The sequence below is a fragment of the Cupriavidus sp. OV096 genome, from assembly GCF_900115455.1.
Classification (GTDB): domain Bacteria; phylum Pseudomonadota; class Gammaproteobacteria; order Burkholderiales; family Burkholderiaceae; genus Cupriavidus.
This window is the reverse complement of sequence record NZ_FOWM01000006.1, coordinates 321,399-342,212: the sequence shown is the minus strand read 5'-3', so window position 1 is coordinate 342,212 and position 20,814 is coordinate 321,399. Positions and strand designations below refer to the sequence as shown.

Genomic DNA, 20,814 nt, shown 5'->3' with positions numbered 1-20,814 from the left:
AGGGGCACGACATGTCGACGACTCAGACTTTCAGCAATGAATCAGCCGATCAGATCATCCATCGCATCGGCAACCTCACGCGGATGCTGCGCGATAACATGCGGGAGCTGGGGCTCGACAAGGAAATCGAGCGGGCCGCACAGGCCATTCCTGACGCGCGCGACCGCCTGAGCTACATCGCCGCCATGACCGAGCAGGCCGCCGAGCGTACGCTCACGGCCGTGGAACTGGCGCAGCCGCTGCAGGAAGACCTCGAAGCCCGCGCCAACGCGCTGGACAAGCGCTGGGACGCGTGGTTCGAGACGCCGGTGGAACTGGGCGATGCCCGGGCCCTGGTGCTCGACACGCGCGAGTTCCTGACCGAGGTGCCGCAGAAGGCCAAGGCCACGGGCAGCCACCTGCTCGAGATCATGATGGCCCAGGACTTCCAGGATCTGACGGGTCAGGTCATCAAGAAGATGATGGACATGATCCGCTCGCTGGAGCAGGAACTGCTGCAGGTACTGATCGACAACGTACCGGCCGATCGTCGCGTGGAAGCTCCGCCCACGCTGATGAACGGTCCGCAGATCAACCCCGAGGGCAAGGCCGACGTGGTGTCGGACCAGTCGCAGGTGGACGATCTGCTGGCAAGCCTGGGCTTCTGAAGCCACATCAGGTCATGGCAGGATGCAACGGGACAATCGCGTCGGGCGATTGTCCCGTTTGTTTTTGGAGACGGTCCCGCGAGCACATCGCCGCATTCGCTGGCAGAATGTGATCGCTCCCCGGCTTCGCGGTACCGAGCAGGTCCCGGGCCGGGTTTTTGTGTCGTATCACTGCCAGAGGATACTGTCGCCATGCCAGCCCGTTGCCGTACCGTCTTCGCCCGTCACGTCGTCCCGTTCGCCACGCTGGCCTTCGTCGGGGTCGCCTCCGCACAAACGCTGACGGTGCCGCAGGTCTCGCCCCAGGTTGACAGCACCTATACGCGCCTCGAGGCCTCGCCGGTGGTGAAGAAGCTGCTCGACGACGTGAAGGCAGACGACGCCCGCGCGCTGACCGAACTGAAGACGATGACGGAGATTCCCGCGCCGCCGTTCAAGGAGTCCGCGCGCGCGCAGTATTTCGTATCGCGCCTGAAGGCGCTGGGGCTGACCGATGCGCGCATCGACGCCGAGGGCAATGCCATCGGTATCCGCAAGGGCACTGGCAACGGGCCCAAGCTGCTGATCTCCGCCCACCTCGACACCGTGTTCCCGCAGGGCACCGACGTCACCGTGAAATCGCGCGACGGCAAGCTCTATGCGCCCGGTATCGGCGATGACACGCGCGGCCTGGCCGTGCTGCTGTCCTGGCTCAAGGTGCTCAACGAGAACAACGTCCGCACGGTGGGGGACATCGTGTTCGTGGGCAACGTCGGCGAGGAGGAACTCGGCAACCTGCGCGGCATGAAGGCAGTGTTCCGCGATCATCCCGATATCGACGGCATGATCGGCCTCGAACCGGGCACCGGCGAGCGCGTGCTGACGCAAGGCACCGGCAGCCATCGCTACGAAATTACGTTCCGTGGCCCGGGCGGCCATAGCTTCGGCGCGTTCGGCCTGCCGAGTGCCATCCACGCGATGGGCCGCGCGATCGGCAAGGTCAGCGATGTCCGCACGCCGACGGACCCCAAGACCACGTTCACGGTCGGCACGGTGGGGGGTGGCACATCGGTCAACGCCATTGCCGGAGACGCCAAGATGGCCATCGACATCCGCTCCAACGGCACGCCGGCCCTGCTCGAAACCGAGAAGCACATCATGTCCGCCATCGCATCGGGTGTGGCTGACGAGAACGGCCGCTGGTCGCCCACCAAGGGCAATGAGATCACCTTCCAGGCAAAGCAGATCGGCGACCGGCCGGCAGGCCAGACCGCCACGGACTCGGTCATCGTGCAGTCGGCCGTGCGCGTGATCAAGGCTAACAGCAAGGAAGCGCCCAGCCTGCGCGGCGGCAGCACCGATGCCAATGTGCCGATGTCGCTCGGCATTCCGGCGGTTATCCTCGGCAGCGGCGGCAAGTCGGGCGGTTCCCACTCGCGCGACGAATGGTTCGATCCGACCAATGCCCATGAGGGTGCGCAGTGGGCACTCACCACGGTGCTCGGGCTGGTCGGCGTGGAAGGCGTGAGCGAGCCCTTGCTCGCCAAGCGGCCGACGAAGTAGGGCGCTGCCCCGGATCGCTGTCAGGCGGGCAGTCCGAAGCGGGTGTCGAACGTCGATGCCACTTCGAGCCGCTGCTTCAGCAATCCGGATTTGAGGTAGAAGTCGGCGGTCTGCTGCTGGATGGCGACGAGGCTGGCATCGATCGGCTGCCATGTCGTATGGCGTCGCTCGAACTGCAGCCGCGCCGCCTCCGGCGAGATGCCGATGATGCGCGCCAGCGTGGCGGAGAACTCCGCCGCGTGTTCATAGGACCAGACCTGGGCGCGCACCACGCGCTGGAGGAAATCGGCCAGGACCGCGCGCTTGGCAGCGAGCGCCGCGTCGGTGGCGGCGAGATAGCTGAGCCCCGACCACAGGCCACGCCCGCTGACGAGTACCCGGGCATGGCCGCTGGTCTCCGCCATGGCCGTGTACGGTTCCCAGGTCGCCCACGCATCGACGGAGCCATTGGTCAGCGCGAGCTTGGTATCGGCTGGAGGGAGGAAGCGGATGTTGGCGTCCTCGGGTTTCAATCCGGCTGACGCCAATGCCTTCAGCGTCACGAAATGGCCAATCGAACCCCGGTTCGTGCCGATGCTCTTGCCTTTGAGGTCAGCCGCGGTCTTCAGCGGTGAATCGGGCCGCACGAGGATGGCGGTGCCATAAGGGTCCGACCGGTTGGCGCCAATCAGCTTGATCCGCGTCCCCGCCGCGAGTGCGAAGATCGCCGGCGCATCGCCAATCGGCCCGCAATCGACCGCCCCCGCATTGAGCGCCTCCGCCAGCGGCGCGGCGGCCGGGAACTCCGTCCACTGGATATCGTAGCCAATGCCCTTGAGTGCATCGGCGGATTCGAGCAGCGCCCGCAGGCCACCCTTCTGGTCCCCCGCCTTGAGGACAGGGCGCGACTGCCCACGCGCGGTGGAAATCAGCACAGGAGCGGCGGCAAGCATGGCGCCATAGCGCAGGAACTGGCGACGGGAAGCGGTCATCGGAATCCGTTCGAACAAGGCCGGACTGGCCAACAGTCCAAGACCCTACGCCGTGCCCCCGACGATGCGAACGAATGTTTTCGCGCTTTGTTATGCGGGGGTGGGAGCTTCCCGGAACGCCCCGGTCCCCTAGCCATCTCCCGCTACCGCCGCGCCGCCGGTGCGTTCTCCGCAAACGCCTTCACGTCCCGCAGCCGATCCACGATTTCGGCGATGTGTGGCCATTGCTCCAGTTCGATGCCCGCGCGCTCCGCGTTGATCGCTTGGGGGAAGAGGAAGATGTCGGCGATTGTCGGCGTGTTGCCGGCCACGTAGGGGCCGGTGCGGCGGGCGGCGAGGCGGGCTTCCACGGCGGTCAGGCCTTCCAGGATCCAGTGGCGGTTCCACGTCACCACGCCCGTCGCGCCCATCCCGGGCATCTTGCCGAGGTAGGCCGCCACGCGCGGTGGCACCAGCGCGTGGATTTCGCTGGCGATGGCCAGGGCGATCGAGCGGGAGAAGGCGCGGCCCGCGCCGTCCTTGGGCAGCAGCGGTGGCAGCGGGAAGCGCTCGTCGAGGTACTCCACGATGGCCAGCGACTGGGTCAGCAACTCGCCTTCGTCGGTCTGCAGCGCCGGCACCAGTCCTTGTGGATTGATGCCGAGGTAGTCCGCCTGCCGGTTCTCGGCACCGTCGCCCAGGATGCCGACGGTGACCATCTCGACCTGCACCCCCTTCATGGCCAGCGCGATACGCACGCGCGATGTGGCCGACGAAATCTCGTTCGCGTAAAGCTTCATGCTGAATCTCCTTGGATTGGCCGTCGGGTTACTGCGCCGGTGCCGGTGCCGCTGCCGCTGCCGGTACTGGCGCCGCTGCCGCGCCAGCCTTGGCTTCCTTCAGCAGCGTCTGGATGATCTGCTCGGACTTCTCGTAGTCCCCTTCGCCCACGTGGTAGTGCCGGATGCGCCCGTTCGCGTCGATGAAGTACAGCGCCGGCCAGTAGTTGTTCTGGAAGGCGCGCCAGATCTTGTAGTCGTTGTCGATGGCGATGGGGTAGGTGAGCTTGAACCGCTTCAGCGCGTCGCGGACGTTACCCACGTCCTTTTCGAACGGAAACTCGGGCGTATGCACGCCGATCACGGTCAGCCCCTGGTCCTTGTACTTCTCGGCCCAGCTGCGCACGTACGGCAGCGTATTGATGCAGTTGATGCACGAATAGGTCCAGAAATCGATCAGCACGACCCGGCCGCGCAGTTGCGCCATGTTCAGCGGAGGCGAGTTGAGCCAGGTCGTCGCGCCGTCCAGGGGGGGCGCCGGGGCGTCCGTGCGGGCGGCGCGGGCGTCGCTCAGGCCGGGAAACTGGCCGTTGGCCAGGCTGACGCCGACGGCGGCAAGCGCCGCCAGCGCCATGGCGCCAAAGGTGCGGCGCGTGAAGGAAGAGGGGGTGTTCATGGCAGTGCGCTCCGTTCGGGTGGTGTATGGTCGCTATCAGACACCGTGCGCGTGTACCGGATGTATCGCCCGCCGGCCGCCAGGTAAGGTATTGTCTGCCCGGCTTGGCCAGATACACTGGCATACAAAGGGAAGTGCAACCAATCGCCAGAGCGGGCAAACTCCGCTCATCGCCACTGAAATCTACCAAGAGCGCCGCCAGATGGACGCCCATATCGACCATATCCTTGTTGTTGACGACGACCGCGAAATCCGCGAGCTGGTGTCCACCTACCTGACCCGTAACGGGCTGCGGGTGACCATTGCGCCGGACGGCCGCCACATGCGGACCTTCCTGGAGTCGAACGTCGTCGACCTGATCGTGCTGGACATCATGATGCCCGGCGACGACGGCCTGACGCTGTGCCGCGAACTGCGCGCCGGGAAGCACAAGAGCACCCCGATCCTGATGCTGACCGCCCGCAGCGATGAGACAGACCGGATCATCGGCCTCGAAATGGGCGCCGACGACTACCTCGCCAAGCCGTTCGCCGCGCGCGAGCTGATGGCGCGGATCAAGGCGGTGCTGCGGCGCACCCGGATGCTTCCGCCCAATCTCCAGGTGTCCGAGGCGGGCCGGCTGCTCACTTTCGGCGACTGGCGTCTCGACACCACCGCCCGCCATCTGCTGGACAAGGACGGCACTGTCGTGGCCCTGAGCGGCGCCGAGTACCGGCTGTTGCGCGTGTTCGTCGACCATCCGCAGCGCGTGCTGAACCGTGACCAGCTGCTGAACCTGACGCAGGGCCGTGACGCCGAGCTGTTCGACCGCTCGATCGACCTGCTGGTCAGCCGCCTGCGCCAGCGGCTGGGCGATCACGCCCGCGAGCCGATCTACATCAAGACGGTGCGCAGCGAGGGCTACGTGCTGGCGATGCCCGTCGAGATCACCGAGGCACGCGAATGACCACGGCCGCCCTGGTAGCGCCGCAGTCGCGGGTGCGCTGGTGGCCCGGCACCCTGAGCGCACGGCTGTTCCTGATCCTGCTGGCGGGGCTGGTCATCGCCTATGCGATGTCGTTCACGGTGCTGTTCATGGAACGCTACGTCACCGCGCGCACGGTCATGCTGGGCACGCTGGAAAACGAAGTGGCCACTTCCATCGCCATTCTCGACCGCCTGCCCGCCGCCGAGCGCCCGGACTGGATCCACCGGCTGGACCGGCCGACGTACCGCTACGTCCTCGGCCCGGGCCTGCCGGGCGTGCCCGACATGACCATGCGCGCCAAGGACATCGCCAACAAGATCGAGGAGGCGGCCGGCCAGCGCTTCCCGGTCCGGGTCGAGATGATTCCGGGCGACGGCAAGCGCCTGCAGGCGCACCTGACACTGAGCGACGGCAGCCCGCTGACTATCGACGTCCATCCTGCCATGGCACCGCTGGCGCATTGGCTGCCCTATGTGATGGTGGCGCAACTCGCGCTGCTGGTGCTGTGCAGCTGGTTTGCGGTGCGGCAGGCCATCCGGCCGCTGGCGACGCTGGCCGATGCGGCGAACACGCTCGACCCGAACCAGACCACGCCGCGCATGAGCGAGACCGGCCCGAGCGAGGTGGCCCACGCGGCGGTGGCGTTCAACGCCATGCGCGACCGCATCGCCCATTTCGTGGAGGAGCGCGTGCGCATTCTCGCGGCCATCTCCCACGATCTGCAGACCCCCATCACGCGCATGAAGCTGCGTGCCGAGATGGCCGAGGAGTCTGTCGAGAAGGACAAGCTCATCAGCGACCTGTCCGAGATCGAGCGGCTCGTGCGCGAGGGGCTGGCCTATGCGCGCAGCACGCACGTCGATGGCGAGGCCGATACGCGTATCGACATCGGCTCGTTCCTGGAAAGCCTGGTCTACGACTATCAGGACACTGGCAAGGCCGTGACCATGGAGGAATGCGTGGGCGGGGCGATCGTCACGCGCCCGCATGCCCTGCGGCGCATCCTGACCAACCTGATCGACAACGCCCTGAAGTTCGGCGGCGCGGCCGAGATCGTCGCCCGGCGCGACGCCGATGGCGCCCTGCGGCTGATGGTGATGGATCGCGGCGCCGGCATCCCGGAGGAACAGCTCGATGCGGTGCTCCAGCCGTTCTATCGCGTGGAGGCCTCGCGGAACCGCGATACCGGCGGTAGCGGGCTGGGGCTGGCCATCGCGCAGCAACTGGCGCAGGCGCTCGGCGGCAAGCTGGCGCTGCGCAATCGCGAAGGCGGCGGACTCTCCGCGGAGGTGATCCTGCCTTGATGGCCTGATGCGCCGCGCGGGCGGCAGTTGCATCGTCCCCGCGCTTGCGATCCAATGGGCGCCTTCGCGTGATCACGCCCCTCACCTTGATGTCATCGATGAATGCCAATACAGAAATCCCGGCGCGGCCGCCGCTGCGCGCGCTGACGGCGCTGGAAGGCCGCGTGGTCGCTGTGCTGCTGGAGAAGCAGTACACCGTGCCGGACACCTATCCGCTCTCGCTCAATGCGCTGGCGTCGGGCTGCAACCAGAAGACCGCGCGGTCGCCGGTGATGAGCGTGTCGGAGGACGAGATCCTGACGGCCATCGACGGCCTGAAGTCGCTGAGTCTGGTGTTCGAGGGCAGCAGCAGCCGGGTGCCGCGCTTCGAGCAGAACATGGCCAAGGTGCTTGGCGTGCCGAGCCAGTCGGCGGCGCTGCTGTCCACGCTCCTGCTGCGCGGCCCGCAGACGGCGGCGGAGCTGCGCCTCAACACGGCGCGCCTGCACGCCTTCGCGGATATCTCGTCCGTGGAGGGCTTTCTCGATGAACTCGCCGAGCGCAATCCGGCCCTCGTTATCCGCCTGCCGCGCGCCCCGGGCGAGCGGGAGAGCCGCTGGATGCATCTGCTCTGCGGCGAGGTCAGCGTGGCAGACCTGGCGGCGCCGCGCGGGGCGTCGGCGCCGGAAGGCGGCTCGTCTTCGGAACTCGAAGCGCTGCGCATCAGCCAGCGCGAGCTGGCCGACAAGGTGGCGCGGCTGCAGGCCCTGGTCGAAGAGATGGCCGGGCAGCTCGGCATCGAGGTGGAACCCGGGCGGCTCGGCTAGCCTGCCACCTCCGCCCACTCAGCCTCAGCTCCCCGCTAGATGGCAGTTGCGTTAAACCCGCCGCCCCGCCAACGTGGGGGTGTTGCGGGGAGGAATCAGTCCGCGCGCGCGGGCGCCGTTATCGGCACGGCGTAAAAGGTTCGATGCTATAAAGGGGCGTCGGCCGTCACACGGCCTTGTTTGCCTGCGCCCTTCCGGAATCCTCATGAGCCAGCCCAGTGGCGACATCCAGTCCGCCATGGTGCGACTGCTGTATCGACAGTCGCATGGGGTCCTGTTCGCCAACTTCGTGATTCCGGTGGCCATCGTGTACGCGCTGCGCCACAGCGCATACATCGGGCCGCTGCTGTGGTGGATGGCGATGGTCTATGCCGTCACGCTTGCGCGCATTCTGCTCTCGACGGTGTTCTATCGGCATGAGTCCAGCGCCACGCCGCGCGCCTGGGCTAACCGCTTCGCAGCGATGTCATGGGTATCGGCGGCGTTGTGGGGATGGGTCGGCTCGACCGCGCTGTTCCCGCCGGGCGCCGAGTGGACGGCTTTCGCCTGCATCGTCCTGGCCGGCATGACGTGCGGCGCCGTGCCGGCGCTGTCCGCGCAGCCACGCATCTACGTCGGCATGGTCTTGCTGATGAGCGGCCCGTTCATCGTCCATTGCGCGATGCGGCCGGAGCCTATCTACAACGTTTACGCAGCATTCGGGGTCGCCCTGGTCGTCGTGAACAGCTATTTCAGCCGCGTCACGTATCACACCCTGCTGACCGGGGTGAAGCTGCGCTTCGAGAATCTCGCCCTGATCGGGCAGCTCGAGCATGAGCGCGACCGGGCAACCGCGGCCGACAAGGCCAAGACGCGCTTCCTGGCCGCCGCCAGCCACGACCTGCGCCAGCCGGTGCATGCGCTCGGGCTGCTTTCCGCCTCGCTGTCGGCGGTGGCGGAGCGTGGCGATGTCCGCGCCGATGCGGCCACGCAGATCAGCCGGCGCCTGAACGGCACGCTCGACCGCATGGGCGGACTGCTCGACGGGCTGCTGCACGTGTCGCGGCTCGACGCCGGCCTGATGCCGGCACGGCGCCGGCCGTTGTCTCTCGGCAAGCTGCTCGCCGAACTGCGCGACGAGTATGCCGAGCAGGCCAGCCAGCGCGGCAGCACGCTGCGCGTGCGGGTCGCCCAGGCGTGGATCGACAGTGACCCCGAGCTGCTGCGGCGCATCCTGGACAACCTGTTGAGCAACGCGCTGCGCTACGCGCCGCAGTCGCGCATCGTGGTGGGCGCCCGGCGCCGGCCCGGCGCGATCGAGATCCAGGTCCTGGACAGTGGGCCCGGCATTGACCCCTCGCAGCAGGCGCTGGTCTTCGAGGAGTTCGCCCAGTTGCCCAATGTGCAGAGCGAACACGGGCTGGGCCTCGGTCTCGCCATCGTGCGTCGGCTGGCGGACCTGCTCGGCCATCCCGTGAAGCTGCGCTCCACGCCCGGCCGGGGGAGCAACTTCTCGGTGACCGTGCCACTGGCGCGCGATGTCGAGCCAGAAGCGCCGGCCCTGACCAGCGCCGAAGGTCGCGCCCCGGCGGACCTCCAGGCGCGCTATGGCGTGATGCTGGTCGACGACGATCCCCAAATCCTCGCGGCGCTGGGCGACCTGCTCGCGTTCTGGGGCCACACGGTCTATGCGGGCGCCACGGTCGAAGCCGTCTGCGCCGCCCACCAGCGCGCGCGCATCGCCGGCCCGGCCCCGGTAGACCTGATCCTGGCCGACTACCGGCTGGCCGCGCAGGTGACCGGCCGGCAGGCCATCGCGTGGCTGCGCGAGTACCTCGACACCGAGGTGCCGGGCCTGATCGTCACCGGCGACACGGCGCCGGACCGCCTCAAGGCGCTCCACGCCAGCGGCTTCCGGGTGCTGCATAAGCCGATTGCCGCCCCGTTGCTGCGGCAGGCGATCGTCGAGACGGTACGTGGCGACGCGATGGCCGAGAGCCTCCATTCCGGCTAAGGTCGATTCACAACCAGTAGTTGCTTTTCCTGCAATCCACATCACCATTGTTTGTGGAAGTCTGACTACCTACCATGGGTCTCAACGGTAACCGACACGCCGCGACGATCGCAGCGAAGGCCGGAACCGAGCCAACCCAATCCCAGGAGTCAGTCATGTCCGATTCGAAGCAATCCCAAAGCAAGGTCTGGTTCATTACCGGTGCGTCGCGCGGTTTCGGCACGCTGTTTGTCCGCAACGCGCTGGCACGCGGTGACCGCGTCATCGCCACGGCGCGCAATCCCCAGGCCATCGTCGATGCCATTGGCGACCAGCCCGGCCTTCTCGCGGTCAAGGTCGATGTGACCAACGAATCGGACGCCGTCGAGGCCGTGCGCCAGGGCGTGGCCCGCTTCGGCCGGATCGACGTGCTGGTGAACAACGCCGGCTACGGCGTGCTCGGCGCGGTGGAGGAGACCAGCATCGCCGAAGCGAAGGCTAACTTCGACACCAACGTCTTCGGCATGCTCGCCGTCAGCCGGGCCGTGCTGCCGCAGATGCGCCAGCAGCGCAGCGGCCATGTCATCAATATCTCGTCGCTGGGCGGCTACTCGGCCTATCACGGCTGGGGCGTCTATGGCGCCTCGAAGTTTGCGGTGGAGGGGCTGACCGAAGCCATGTCCCAGGAGCTGGCCCCGCTGGGCATCCACGCCACGGTGGTCGAGCCGGGCTTCTTCCGCACGGACTTCCTGAACGACAACTCGCTGGTTGCCACCAAGACCGAGATTGCCGACTACGCCGAGACGGTGGGCGCGATGCGCGTCTTTGCTGCTGGTGCCAACCACAACCAGCCGGGCAACCCGGAGAAGCTCGCCGAGGCGATGCTGCAACTCGTGGACAGCGACCATCCCCCGCTGCGGCTGCCGCTGGGCACCGACGCCATCGCCCGCATCGAACAGAAGCACAAGTTCGTGGAAGCCGAACTGGCCGCATGGCGCACCCTGGCTGAGTCGACGGATCACGCGGACGTGGTGCGGTAAGGCAGCCGGGTTAGCGGTCAGGCATGGCCGCCAACCCGCGCTAAGTGAGACGCCGACGCTGCTGACGCGTACCAACGATACGCAGGATGTGAATGACCTCCTCCTGCGGATGCCATGCGTAGACCAGCACGTGTTCGCGATTCAAGACAATGTGTCGTGTACCAGGCACTTTTCCGGCGGGATACATTGCTGGAAACCTGACAAGCGCTTCGAGGCGATCGGCAATGAGCAGGTTCAGGTTCACGGCGGCCAACCGGTTGTCAGCGGCGATGCGGTGGAACAGGGCCTTGCGTTCCTCCCGTGCGGTCGTTGACCACTCCACCCTCAACGGTCAACTCCCCCGGTTCGAATCGCGGGCGATGCTGGCCAGCAGCGCCTCATTCTCTTCCGCCATTTCCCGCAATACGACTTCGTGCGGCACGCGCGGCCGGGAATCATCTAACCCCGCCTGCACCTGCCCCTTAAACCACCGGTCATAAGCTGCCGCCTCATGGGCCGCGCGCATGCGCTCGGCGGCGTCCAGGCGGGGACGGGCGACGTGGGTGCCAGGCTGGAACGCCGTGGCGTCGACTTCGAATTCTGCTATCTGCATACGGACGAGAAAGTTGACCAACGTGTCGAGCTTCGGCCAGACGCGGACGTTGCCGCGCCGGACCACCAGGGTGCTCTCGCTCGTCCCGTACCGGACCACGATCCGCCAGCCGCCCGTCTGCGCCACCGCGCGTACGCGCTGCAGGCTGCCGGAGGCGGACAGTTTTTCGAGCATCGTCTGGTCGATGGTGGCCGTCTGTGCCGTCATGGCATATCCCCTCAATTGTGATCGATACGGGGAATATGCTACCAAACATCTATTGGCTGGCAGCCGATCCACTACAAAACGCGAGATTTGCGAAAGCCAGGCCAGACTACCCGGACTGCCGGCAAAGACTGTCGAATTGCTGTTGAGATCACATGTTTGGTGCAATCTTTAACGAAAACACATCATTGCGTGGTACCGGCAAGACATGGCAAGATGGCCGCCCGATCGGTGCCAAAACGACGCCGGAGTGGCCGCCACCGCACCTTTGCCCTAAAGGTCGGTACCCCCCGGGCCGTTAACTCCGCTGCCCCCCTCATTCCTGAAACAGGCACCTGTTTCCCTCCCTTTTCCCCTGAATGCCAGCGCCCCCGGGATTTGATAATCCTCGCTGACGAAGTGCCGCCTGCGCGCTTCGCGTTGGAGCGTCCATGTCCGAGGAAAGCGATCTCGAGAAAACCGAACCCGCCTCACCCCGGCGCCTGGAAAAGGCGCGCGAGGAGGGGCAGGTGGTGCGTTCGCGCGAGCTCGGCACGTTCGTGATGCTGATGACGGGCGTGATCGGCCTGTGGGTCATGGGCGGCACGCTGGGCCGCCGGCTGGACGCCGTGATGCACAAGAGCCTGGCTTTCGAGCCGGCCACCGCGTTCGACACCAACCGCATGCTGTCGCAGTTCGGCATCGCCATCTGGGACAGCCTGCTGGCCTTCCTGCCGCTGCTGCTGATGTTCGGCGTGGCCGCGCTGATGGCCCCGCTGGCGCTGGGCGGCTGGCTGTTCGCGAGCAAGTCGTTCATGCCGGATTTCTCGCGCCTCTCCCCGCTGCAGGGGCTGGGCCGGATGTTCTCCTCGCATTCGCTGGTGGAACTCGGCAAGGCCATCGCCAAGTCGCTGCTGGTGGGCGGCGTGGGCGCCTGGATGGTCTGGCGCAAGCTGCCGGAGGCCGTGGCGCTGATGAACGCGCCCGTGCAGGAGGCGCTGCTGCACCTGATGGAGCTAGTGCTCTACGTGTGCGGCGTGGTGTCCGGCTCGCTGCTGCTGGTGGTGGCGCTGGACGTGCCCTGGCAGCTCTGGACGTTCTACAAGAAGCTCCGCATGACCAAGGAAGAGGTCAAGCAGGAGATGAAGGAAACCGATGGCGATCCGCACATCAAGGCCCGCATCCGGCAGCAGCAGCGGGCCATGGCGCGTCGCCGCATGATGACCGAGGTGCCCAAGGCCGATGTGGTGGTGACCAACCCCACGCACTTCGCCGTGGCGCTGCGCTATGAGGAAGGCGGCATGGGCGCGCCGCGCGTCGTCGCCAAGGGAACCGAGGAAGTGGCCGCTCGCATCCGCGAACTGGCCGCCGAACATCGCGTGCCGATCCTGTCCGCGCCGCCGCTGGCGCGGGCGCTGCACCGGCACGTGGAGCTGGGGCATGAAATCCCGGCGGGCCTGTATACCGCCGTGGCCGAGATCCTGGCCTGGGTCTATCAACTGAAACACTGGCACTACTCCAACGGTCCGCAGCCTTCGGGACCGACGGAGCTGGTGGTGCCGGACGAACTTGCCGTACCGGAAGCCCGCGCATGAACGCACTGACGAATTTCTTCAACATCCCGGGCCTGCGCTCGGGCGCCCAGCTGAAGGCGCTGGCAGGACCGCTGCTGATCGTCATGATCCTCGGCATGATGATCCTGCCGCTGCCCGCGTTTGTGCTGGACCTGCTGTTCACGTTCAACATCGCGCTGTCCATCATGGTGCTGCTGGTGGGCATGTACACCCGCACGGCGCTGGACTTCGCGGCGTTCCCGGCCGTGCTGCTGTTCTCCACGCTGCTGCGCCTGTCGCTGAACGTGGCCTCCACGCGCGTGGTGCTGCTGGAGGGCCATACCGGCCCGGACGCCGCCGGCAAGGTGATCGAGGCCTTCGGCCACTTCCTGGTGGGCGGCAACTTCGCGGTGGGTATCGTGGTGTTCGCCATCCTGGTGGTGATCAACTTCATGGTGATCACCAAGGGTGCGGGCCGTATCGCTGAAGTGGGTGCGCGCTTCATGCTCGATGCCATGCCCGGCAAGCAGATGGCCATCGACGCGGACCTGAACGCCGGCCTGATCAACGAGGAAGGCGCCCGCAAGCGCCGTACCGAAGTGGCGCAGGAGTCCGACTTCTACGGCGCCATGGACGGTGCCTCGAAGTTCGTGCGCGGCGACGCCATCGCCGGGCTGATCATCATGTTCATCAACGTCGCGGCCGGCATGGTCGTGGGCATGGTGCAGCATGACCTGGACTTCGGCACCGCGGTGCATAACTACACGCTGCTGACCATCGGCGATGGCCTGGTTGCGCAGATTCCGGCACTGGTGATCTCCACCGCCGCCGGTGTGATCGTCTCGCGCGTGTCGAACGAGCAGGACGTCGGCCAGCAGCTTACCGGCCAGCTCTTCTCGAACCCGCGCGTCATGTTCCTGACCGCCGGCATCATCGGCGCGATGGGCATCATCCCCGGCATGCCGCACTTCGCCTTCCTGCTGCTGGCCGGCGCGATGGCCTGGTTCGGCCGCTACATGCTGCGCCGCGACGCCGTGCAGGCCGAGACCAAGGTCCGCGAAGAGCGCAAGCCGGCCGTGGCCGCAGAAGCCGCCGAAGCCACGTGGGAAGACGTGACGATGGTCGACCCGCTGGGCATGGAAGTGGGCTACCGCCTGATCACGCTGGTGGACCGCGGCCAGAACGGCGAACTGCTGGGCCGTATCAAGAGCATCCGCAAGAAGATTGCGCAGGACATCGGCTTCCTGGTGCCGGTGGTGCATATCCGCGACAACCTCGAACTCAAGCCCAACGCCTACCGCATCACGCTCAAGGGCGTGGAGATTGGCAGCGGCGAGGCCACGCCGGGCCAGTGGATGGCCATCAACCCCGGCCAGGTCAGCGGCACGCTGCCGGGCCCGGTCACGCGCGACCCCGCTTTCGGCCTGCCGGCGGTGTGGATCGACGCCAGCCTCAAGGAGCAGGCGCAGGCCTACGGCTACACCGTGGTCGACGCCAGCACAGTGGTGGCCACCCACCTGAACCACCTGATCCAGATGCACGCCTCCGAGCTGCTGGGGCGCCAGGAAGTGCAGTCGCTGCTGGACCGCATCGCCAAGGAATCGCCGAAGCTGACCGAAGACCTCGTGCCGAAGACGATCTCGCTGACCGGCCTGCAGAAGGTGCTGCAGAACCTGCTGGACGAAGGTGTGCCGATCCGCGACATGCGCACGATCCTCGACGTGGTGGCCGAGCACGCCACCAAGGTCAGCGAGCCTACCGAACTCACGGCGCTGGTGCGCGTGGCGCTGGGCCGGGCCATCACGCAGCAGCTGTTCCCGAACAATGCTGACCTGCAGGTCATCAGCCTCGACGCCGGCCTGGAACGCGTGCTGACGCAGGCGCTGGCCAACGGCGGCGGCATCGAGCCGGGCCTGGCCGATGCGCTGCTCCAGCAGGCGCAGGGCGCGGTCGGCCGCCAGGAGCAGATGGGTCTCGACCCCGTGCTGCTGGTGCCGTCCCCGCTGCGGCCGCTGATGGCGCGCTTCCTGCGCCGTACGCTGCCCCAACTGAAGGTGCTGTCGCATGCCGAAGTCCCGGACAACCGCAACATCCGCATTACCGCAATGATCGGCGGCGCGGCGTAAGGAACGAACATGAGCGTGGCGAAGTTTGTGGCGGCCAATGGCCGCGAAGCGATGCGCAAGGTGCGCGAGGCCATGGGCCCCGACGCCGTGGTGCTGTCCAACCGGGCCATCGAGGGCGGCGTGGAAATTGTGGCGATGCGCGATGCGGACCTGGGCGCCGTCAGCGCCACGGCGCAGCCGTACGCGCCATCCGCGTCATCGGCGTCATCGGCATCGATGCTGTCGATGAGCCCGATGGCGCCGCTGTCTTCGATGCCCCCGTCGTCCTCGATGTCTCAGTTCGCACCGGCCCCGATCGCACAGATGCCGTCGATGATGACCGCCGACGCGTCCGACCCGGCCGCGCTGGGGGACCTGCGCGGCGAGCTGGCCTCGATGCGCAGCATGCTGGAGCGCCAGTTCGCCGGCCTGGCCAACACGCCCGCCGGCGTGGCCGCTGGCGACCCGCTACGCGAGTCGCTGTTCGAATGGCTCGTCAACGCCGGCTTCTCGGGCCAGCTTTCGCGCACGTTGCTCGCCCACCTGCCAGTCGGCACGGACCGTCCGGCCGCGATGGCCTGGATCCGCCAGGAACTGGCCCGCAAGGTGCCGGTGCTGGCCGATGAGGACACGCTGTTCGCGCAGGGCGGCGTGCTCGCGCTGATCGGCCCGACCGGCGTCGGCAAGACCACCACCACCGCCAAGCTGGCCGCGCGCTTCGTGCTCCGCCACGGCCCGGGCAAGCTCGCGCTGCTGACCACCGACCGCTTCCGGATCGGCGCGCACGAACAACTGCGTATCTATGGCGACATCCTCGGCGTGCCCGTGCATGCCGTGAAGGACGCCGCCGACCTGCGGTTCGCGCTGTCGGCCATGAAGGACAAGCACCTCGTCATCATCGACACGGTGGGCATGAGCCAGCGCGACCGCAGCCTGTCCGACCAGATCTCGATGCTGGCCGGCGTGCAGGCCCCGATGCAGCGTGTGCTGCTGCTCAACGGCGCCGCGCACGGCGACACGCTCAATGAAGTCGTGCACGCCTACCGCAACGACACCGCTGGCGACGCCGCCGGTATCGACGGCTGCATCATCAGCAAGCTGGACGAAGCCACCCACCTGGGCTCGGTGCTCGACGTGGTGATCCGCCACCGCCTGCCCGTGTTCTACGCCTCCACCGGCCAGCGCGTGCCGGAGCACCTCGAACTGGCTCAAGCCGATGCCCTGGTCGAACGTGCCTTCCTGACGCCGCGCCGTGGCTCGCTGTTCGCCGATGCCGATGTGGCGCGCCGCCAGGCCAGCGCCGCCGAGCCAGCCCAGACCGAGCGTGCCGGCGCCGACGATGTGCTGCGCTCGCTGACCGACAGCGCCAACGCCGTGGGCGTGTGCGTGGAGGAACTCAACGGCGCGCAGTACGGCTTCGACGTGGCCCGCTCGCTGTGGCAGCAACGCGGCGCCGGTGCGCCGGCGCTGCGCCAGATGGCCCAGCAGGTGCGCCTGTCGATGTGCCGCGACGCCAGCCGCGCGTGCGACCGCTACGTGCTCGCTGTGACCGGCACCGCCTCGCAGACCGTGCCGGGTCGCCGCGCCCCGCAACTGCTGCAACAGACGCTGTGGCTGGCCGACCGTGACGGCACGCCGCTGGCCACCACGGTGGTGCCCGCCGGCCGCACGCGCCAGTCGATGGCCGAAGCCGAGGCGGAAGCCGAAGCCGCCACCGTGCGCGCCACGCTGGCCGCCGCCCGCACCGTGGTCAACCTCAATGCCTCGCTGCCGTCCGCCGCCACGCTGGCGCGCTGGCAGCAACTGGGCGAACGCTGGGTGGCCGGCACGCGCAAGACCACGCGCGTGATTGCCGACGGCGCCGCCAACAAGCTCGACACCATTGCCGATACGCTGACCTTCCTCGCCATCGGCGACACCACCTGCCGCGACCGCGACGCCGTGCACTGGCTCGGCCACTGCATGGTGCGCGTGCCCGAAGGCCAGGTGCGCGCCGCCGCCCGTGGCCGTGGCCAGGGGGCCGGCGCCGAGGCCGGCACCGAGGCTTGCCTCGTGGTGTCCCGGCTGGTCGATCGAGAAACCGGCGACATGCTGTCCGTGGACTACGTGCTGTGCGACCCGGCGCTGGCCGACGTGGCCGCCCAGGTGGCCCGCTGGGCTCAGTGGACGCACCACGCGGAAGAGCAGTTCCGCACGCTGCGCCATGCGATGGAGCACTTCGCGCAGGGCAGCGAGGGCAACGGTGCGGGCGACGACGACACGCTCGGCACGCTGGTCTCGGTGCAGCTCGGCCTGACCGCGCTGCGCCTGCAACACAACCCGACGCCGACGGCGCCCGCGTTCCTGTCGCGCCTGGCTGGCCGCGCCACCGCCCGCGTCAATGCGCCGGTGTCCGGCGCCGTGCTCAACGAAGGCATGGGCCGCCTGCTGGCGCTGCTGGACGTGCTCGAGAACTACCCGGGCCGCAACGTGGCTTCGGCCCCGGCCCCGGCATTCGACGACACGCCCGACTCGGCGCGCCAGGCGATGGACGCCCTTGGTGCCAGTGCCGCCCGTCAACTGGCCCCCGCAGGAGAGTAAGCCTTGAACCTGATGGGCTCCGACCAGGCGGAAAGCCTGCGCCGCATGCTGGCACCGCGCGTCACCCGGCGTATCGCCGTGGTGGGCTGCGAGGCCGGCGCCGGTGCCACCACCGTGGCGCTCGGGCTGGCCAACGCGCTCGCCATGCAGGGCGAACGTGTGCTGCTGGCTGATGAAGACCGCGCCGCCGCGCGCGCCACCCGGCTTGCCGGCGCGGCGCCGAAGGCCACGCTGGCCGATGTGTTGGGCGGCCGGATGCCGTTCGACGCGGCGGCGGGCACCCGTGCCGCCAGCGGCGTGGCCGTGCTGCCGGCCGGCAACGTGCCCGCCGGCGCGCAGATCGACGACCGCGCCTTGCCGGGCATCCGCACGGTGCTGGTCGATGCGCAGTCGAGCGAGTCCGGCGCGCTGTCGCCCATGGCCGGCGCGGCGCACAACTTCGTGATCGTGATGCGGCCCGAGGCCACGTCGATCACCGCTGCCTACGCCTGCATCAAGCGGCTGCACCATGAATTTGCATGCCGTCACTTCCAGCTGATCGTCAATATGGCGGACAAGGAAGCGACGGTGATGGCCCTCTCGCGCAACCTGGCCCGCACGGCGAGCCAGTACCTGGGCGTGGAGGCAAGCCTGGCGGGCTACCTGCCGCTGGATCCGCTGGTGGCCCGTGCGCTGCAGCTGGGCCGCTGCGTCGTGGAGGCCTATCCGGCCGCCGCGGCCACCGGCGCGCTGCGCCACGTGGCCAGCGGCATCGGGGCATGGCCGCTGCGCCAGGAAGCAGTCTCTCCGGGGATGGCCGCGGCCGTTCCCGCCTGATACCAGAACAAGAAGTCGCAACAACCGGACCGACACTCAGCCAGCCAGTCCGCCCCGCAAGGAATGTGGGGCGCTGGCACCGAACCAAGTTATTACCGAGAATTCCACCATGTATACGATTCAGGGAAAGCTCGAACAGGCAGACGTGGTCAAGTCACACGCGCCGCTGGTGCGACGGATCGCGTTGCAACTGGCGGCCAAGCTGCCTGCCAGTGTCCAGATCGACGACCTGATCCAGGCCGGCATGATCGGCCTGCTCGACGCTGCCAAGCGCTATGAAGACAACCACGGCGCCCGCTTCGAGACCTACGCGAGCCAGCGCATCCGAGGCGCGATGCTCGACGAGGTGCGCGCCAACGACTGGCAGTCGCGCAGCCTGCGCCAGTTCACGCGCAAGATCGAGCGCACCCAGCGCAGCCTCGAACAGAAGCTCGGCCGCACGCCGATCGACTCCGAGGTGGCCAAGGAACTCGATATGGCGCTCGACGAATACCAGGAGCTGCTCAACGAGGTCTACGGCTGCCAGCTGCTGCACTACGAGGACTTCGAGCGCTCCGGCGAGGAAGACTTCCTGGACCGCCATCTCGGCGTGACCGACGACGGCAACCCGCTGACGGTGCTGATGGAGTCCGGCATGCGCGAGGCGCTGATCCGCGCCATCGACAAGCTGCCCGAGCGGGAAAAGCTGGTGCTGTCGCTGTGCTACGACCAGGAACTGAACCTGCGCGAGATTGGCGCGGTGCTGGAAGTGACCGAGTCGCGCGTGTGCCAGATCCGCAGCCAGGCGATTACCCGCCTGCGCAACCAGCTGCGGGGTTTGCTGTAATGCGTGGCTGGCTGTCGATGACGGTGGCCGCGCTCTGCGGCTTCCTGCCGGCGATCCTGTCGGCGCAGGGCTTGACGAAGGCAACGCTCGAAATCGGCCCGTCGCGCCATGCCTGGACTGGCTCGGCGGTGGGCCCGATGATTGCGAACCGGGGCCAGCGCGCGCTGTCCGCGCCGATCGTGCCGGGCGGGGTGCTGCCGCAGTCGGCTGGCGTCATCACCGCGGTGCGCTGGCGTTACAGCTTCACGCGCGTGCCGCCGCCGGACCTGCAGGCCTACCTCTGCAATGCCGACCGCTGCGTGATGCTGCCGGGTGCCGAGGGCAAGACCAACGCCTTCGTTGGCGACGATGCCAGCAAGGGCTTCGTATTCGCCTTCCGCGTGCCGGGCAACGGCGGCCTGGCGCCGTCGCTGCAAGGGCGCAGCAACGAGGTGACGGTCAGCTTCCGCTAACCGTCCCGGGCTTTACATCTGCCGCCTCACGCCACGCGTGTGTGCGTGACGGCCACCACCTTCGCCCATCGCGCGATTTCCGCCTGCAGGAACTGCGCGAACTGGGCGGCGCTATTCCCCACCGGTACCAGACCTTCCCCCTGCAAGCGCTTGCGCATGGCCGGCGCTGCCACGGCCGCACGGGCTGCCGTCTCCAGTTCCCGCACCATGTCTGGCGGCATGCCGGCCGGGCCGAGCAGGCCGTACCACGAGCTGTAGTCGAAGCCCGGCACGAGATCGGCAATCGGGGCGAGGTTCGGGAACGCCGCCAGCCGCTGCGGGCTGCTCACGCCGAGCCCCTTGAGCTTGCCGGCCACAAGCAGCGGCTGCACTGTGGCCACGTTGCCTAGCAGCAGGTCGGCCTGGCTGCCCACCACATCGGCCACGGCCGGGCCGGCGCCCTTGTACGGCACGCTGACGATGTCGATGCCGGCCTCGTGCTTGAGCATCTCTCCCGCCAGATGGTTGGCGCTGCCCACGCCGGCCACAGCGATGCTCAGCTTGCCCGGCTTCGATTTCGCCAGCGCCACCAGTTCGCGCAGGTTGCTGACACCAAGGTCCGGGCGCGACACCAGGATCAGCGGCGAACTGGCGATCAGCGAGATCGGTGTGAAGTCCTTGATGGCGTCGAATGGCTTTTTCTCGAACAGCGCCGGATTGATCGCGTGGCTGGTGTAGCTCAGCAGCAGCGTGCCGCCATCGGGGTCCGCCTTGGCCACGGCGATGGCGGCGATATTGCCGGCCGCGCCGCCCCGGTTCTCGACGATGAAGGGATGCTTGAGCCGCTGCTCCAGCTCGGCCGACAGCGAGCGCGCGACGATGTCGGTGCCGCCGCCCGGTGTGGCGCCGACGAGGACTTTCGTGACGGCCGGCGCCGCCCGCGCCAGACCCGGGGGCAGGATCAGCGCCGCCGACAGCAGCGCGAGGAAATCGCGTCGTTCCATGGTTGTCTCCGTATTTATCTTTGTATTTTTTGTGGGGCGAT

18 protein-coding genes and 1 pseudogene are annotated in these 20,814 nt (G+C 67.7%); 13 read left to right on the top strand and 6 right to left on the bottom strand.

What is annotated here, in order from left to right; all coding sequences use genetic code 11:
* Window positions 1-11: 11 nt before the first annotated feature.
* Both cheZ and BM115_RS16420 read left to right on the top strand, forming a co-directional pair.
* Window positions 12-647, top strand: coding sequence for a protein phosphatase CheZ (gene cheZ, locus BM115_RS16425; protein WP_092295916.1), 636 nt, complete (start codon window positions 12-14; stop codon window positions 645-647).
* 192 nt (window positions 648-839) lie between these two features.
* The gene (locus BM115_RS16420; RefSeq protein ID WP_092295912.1) at window positions 840-2,189 is read left to right on the top strand and encodes a M20/M25/M40 family metallo-hydrolase; all 1,350 of its coding nucleotides are present in this window, start codon (window positions 840-842) and stop codon (window positions 2,187-2,189) included.
* Between the two features lie 20 nt (window positions 2,190-2,209).
* Here the strand turns inward: BM115_RS16420 and BM115_RS16415 are convergent, their stop codons facing one another.
* The 3 genes and pseudogenes from BM115_RS16415 to BM115_RS16405 all read right to left on the bottom strand — a co-directional run.
* Window positions 2,210-3,160: an ABC transporter substrate-binding protein gene (locus BM115_RS16415; RefSeq protein ID WP_092296241.1), complete on the bottom strand. Its 951-nt coding sequence runs from the start codon at window positions 3,158-3,160 to the stop codon at window positions 2,210-2,212.
* Between the two features lie 143 nt (window positions 3,161-3,303).
* Window positions 3,304-3,939, bottom strand: a complete 636-nt coding sequence (gene maiA / locus BM115_RS16410; protein ID WP_092295909.1) for a maleylacetoacetate isomerase — start codon at window positions 3,937-3,939, stop codon at window positions 3,304-3,306.
* Between the two features lie 91 nt (window positions 3,940-4,030).
* A pseudogene (locus tag BM115_RS16405) lies at window positions 4,031-4,558 on the bottom strand (thioredoxin family protein); the annotation flags it as partial.
* Window positions 4,559-4,796: 238 nt separating this feature from the next.
* On the opposite strand from BM115_RS16405, the gene BM115_RS16400 reads away from it, so the two are divergent.
* The 5 genes from BM115_RS16400 to BM115_RS16380 all read left to right on the top strand — a co-directional run bounded on the left by BM115_RS16400 (window position 4,797) and on the right by BM115_RS16380 (window position 10,683).
* Window positions 4,797-5,540 carry a response regulator gene (locus tag BM115_RS16400; RefSeq protein ID WP_092295903.1) on the top strand — a complete coding sequence of 248 codons (744 nt, stop codon included), beginning with the start codon at window positions 4,797-4,799 and terminating at the stop codon, window positions 5,538-5,540.
* Window positions 5,537-6,865: a sensor histidine kinase gene (locus BM115_RS16395; protein ID WP_092295900.1), complete on the top strand. Its 1,329-nt coding sequence runs from the start codon at window positions 5,537-5,539 to the stop codon at window positions 6,863-6,865. Before BM115_RS16400 ends, BM115_RS16395 begins: the two co-directional genes overlap by 4 nt.
* 98 nt (window positions 6,866-6,963) lie before the next feature.
* Window positions 6,964-7,671 (top strand): YceH family protein, encoded by a 708-nt coding sequence (locus BM115_RS16390; RefSeq protein WP_092295898.1) that lies wholly within the window; start codon window positions 6,964-6,966, stop codon window positions 7,669-7,671.
* A 205-nt stretch (window positions 7,672-7,876) separates the two neighbouring features.
* Window positions 7,877-9,664, top strand: coding sequence for a hybrid sensor histidine kinase/response regulator (locus BM115_RS16385; RefSeq protein ID WP_255370855.1), 1,788 nt, complete (start codon window positions 7,877-7,879; stop codon window positions 9,662-9,664).
* Between the two features lie 155 nt (window positions 9,665-9,819).
* Window positions 9,820-10,683, top strand: coding sequence for an oxidoreductase (locus tag BM115_RS16380; RefSeq protein ID WP_092295895.1), 864 nt, complete (start codon window positions 9,820-9,822; stop codon window positions 10,681-10,683).
* Window positions 10,684-10,723: 40 nt separating this feature from the next.
* On the opposite strand, the gene BM115_RS16375 is transcribed toward BM115_RS16380, so the two are convergent.
* Window positions 10,724-11,005, bottom strand: a complete 282-nt coding sequence (locus BM115_RS16375) for a type II toxin-antitoxin system RelE/ParE family toxin (RefSeq protein ID WP_255370866.1) — start codon at window positions 11,003-11,005, stop codon at window positions 10,724-10,726.
* 9 nt (window positions 11,006-11,014) lie between these two features.
* On the bottom strand, window positions 11,015-11,482 hold the full coding sequence (locus BM115_RS16370; protein WP_177219945.1) for an antitoxin PaaA2 family protein: 468 nt from the start codon (window positions 11,480-11,482) through the stop codon (window positions 11,015-11,017).
* Window positions 11,483-11,910: 428 nt separating this feature from the next.
* On the opposite strand from BM115_RS16370, the gene flhB reads away from it, so the two are divergent.
* The 6 genes from flhB to BM115_RS16340 all read left to right on the top strand — a co-directional run bounded on the left by flhB (window position 11,911) and on the right by BM115_RS16340 (window position 19,790).
* The gene (gene flhB / locus BM115_RS16365) at window positions 11,911-13,053 is read left to right on the top strand and encodes a flagellar biosynthesis protein FlhB (protein ID WP_092295889.1); all 1,143 of its coding nucleotides are present in this window, start codon (window positions 11,911-11,913) and stop codon (window positions 13,051-13,053) included.
* Window positions 13,050-15,137: a flagellar biosynthesis protein FlhA gene (gene flhA, locus BM115_RS16360; protein WP_092295886.1), complete on the top strand. Its 2,088-nt coding sequence runs from the start codon at window positions 13,050-13,052 to the stop codon at window positions 15,135-15,137. The genes flhB and flhA overlap by 4 nt, the downstream gene beginning before the upstream one ends.
* Window positions 15,138-15,146: 9 nt before the next feature.
* A complete protein-coding gene (gene flhF / locus BM115_RS16355) occupies window positions 15,147-17,696 on the top strand; it encodes a flagellar biosynthesis protein FlhF (RefSeq protein ID WP_092295883.1) in 2,550 nt (849 codons plus the stop codon).
* Window positions 17,697-17,708: 12 nt separating this feature from the next.
* Entirely contained in the window at window positions 17,709-18,512 is an 804-nt protein-coding gene (locus BM115_RS16350) for a MinD/ParA family ATP-binding protein (RefSeq protein ID WP_092296232.1), read from the top strand.
* Between the two features lie 109 nt (window positions 18,513-18,621).
* Entirely contained in the window at window positions 18,622-19,338 is a 717-nt protein-coding gene (locus BM115_RS16345; RefSeq protein ID WP_092295880.1) for an RNA polymerase sigma factor FliA, read from the top strand.
* A complete protein-coding gene (locus BM115_RS16340; RefSeq protein WP_255370854.1) occupies window positions 19,338-19,790 on the top strand; it encodes a flagellar protein FlhE in 453 nt (150 codons plus the stop codon). The genes BM115_RS16345 and BM115_RS16340 overlap by 1 nt, the downstream gene beginning before the upstream one ends.
* Before the next feature lie 26 nt (window positions 19,791-19,816).
* Here the strand turns inward: BM115_RS16340 and BM115_RS16335 are convergent, their stop codons facing one another.
* Window positions 19,817-20,773 carry a tripartite tricarboxylate transporter substrate-binding protein gene (locus BM115_RS16335; protein WP_092295877.1) on the bottom strand — a complete coding sequence of 319 codons (957 nt, stop codon included), beginning with the start codon at window positions 20,771-20,773 and terminating at the stop codon, window positions 19,817-19,819.
* Window positions 20,774-20,814 lie beyond the last annotated feature (41 nt).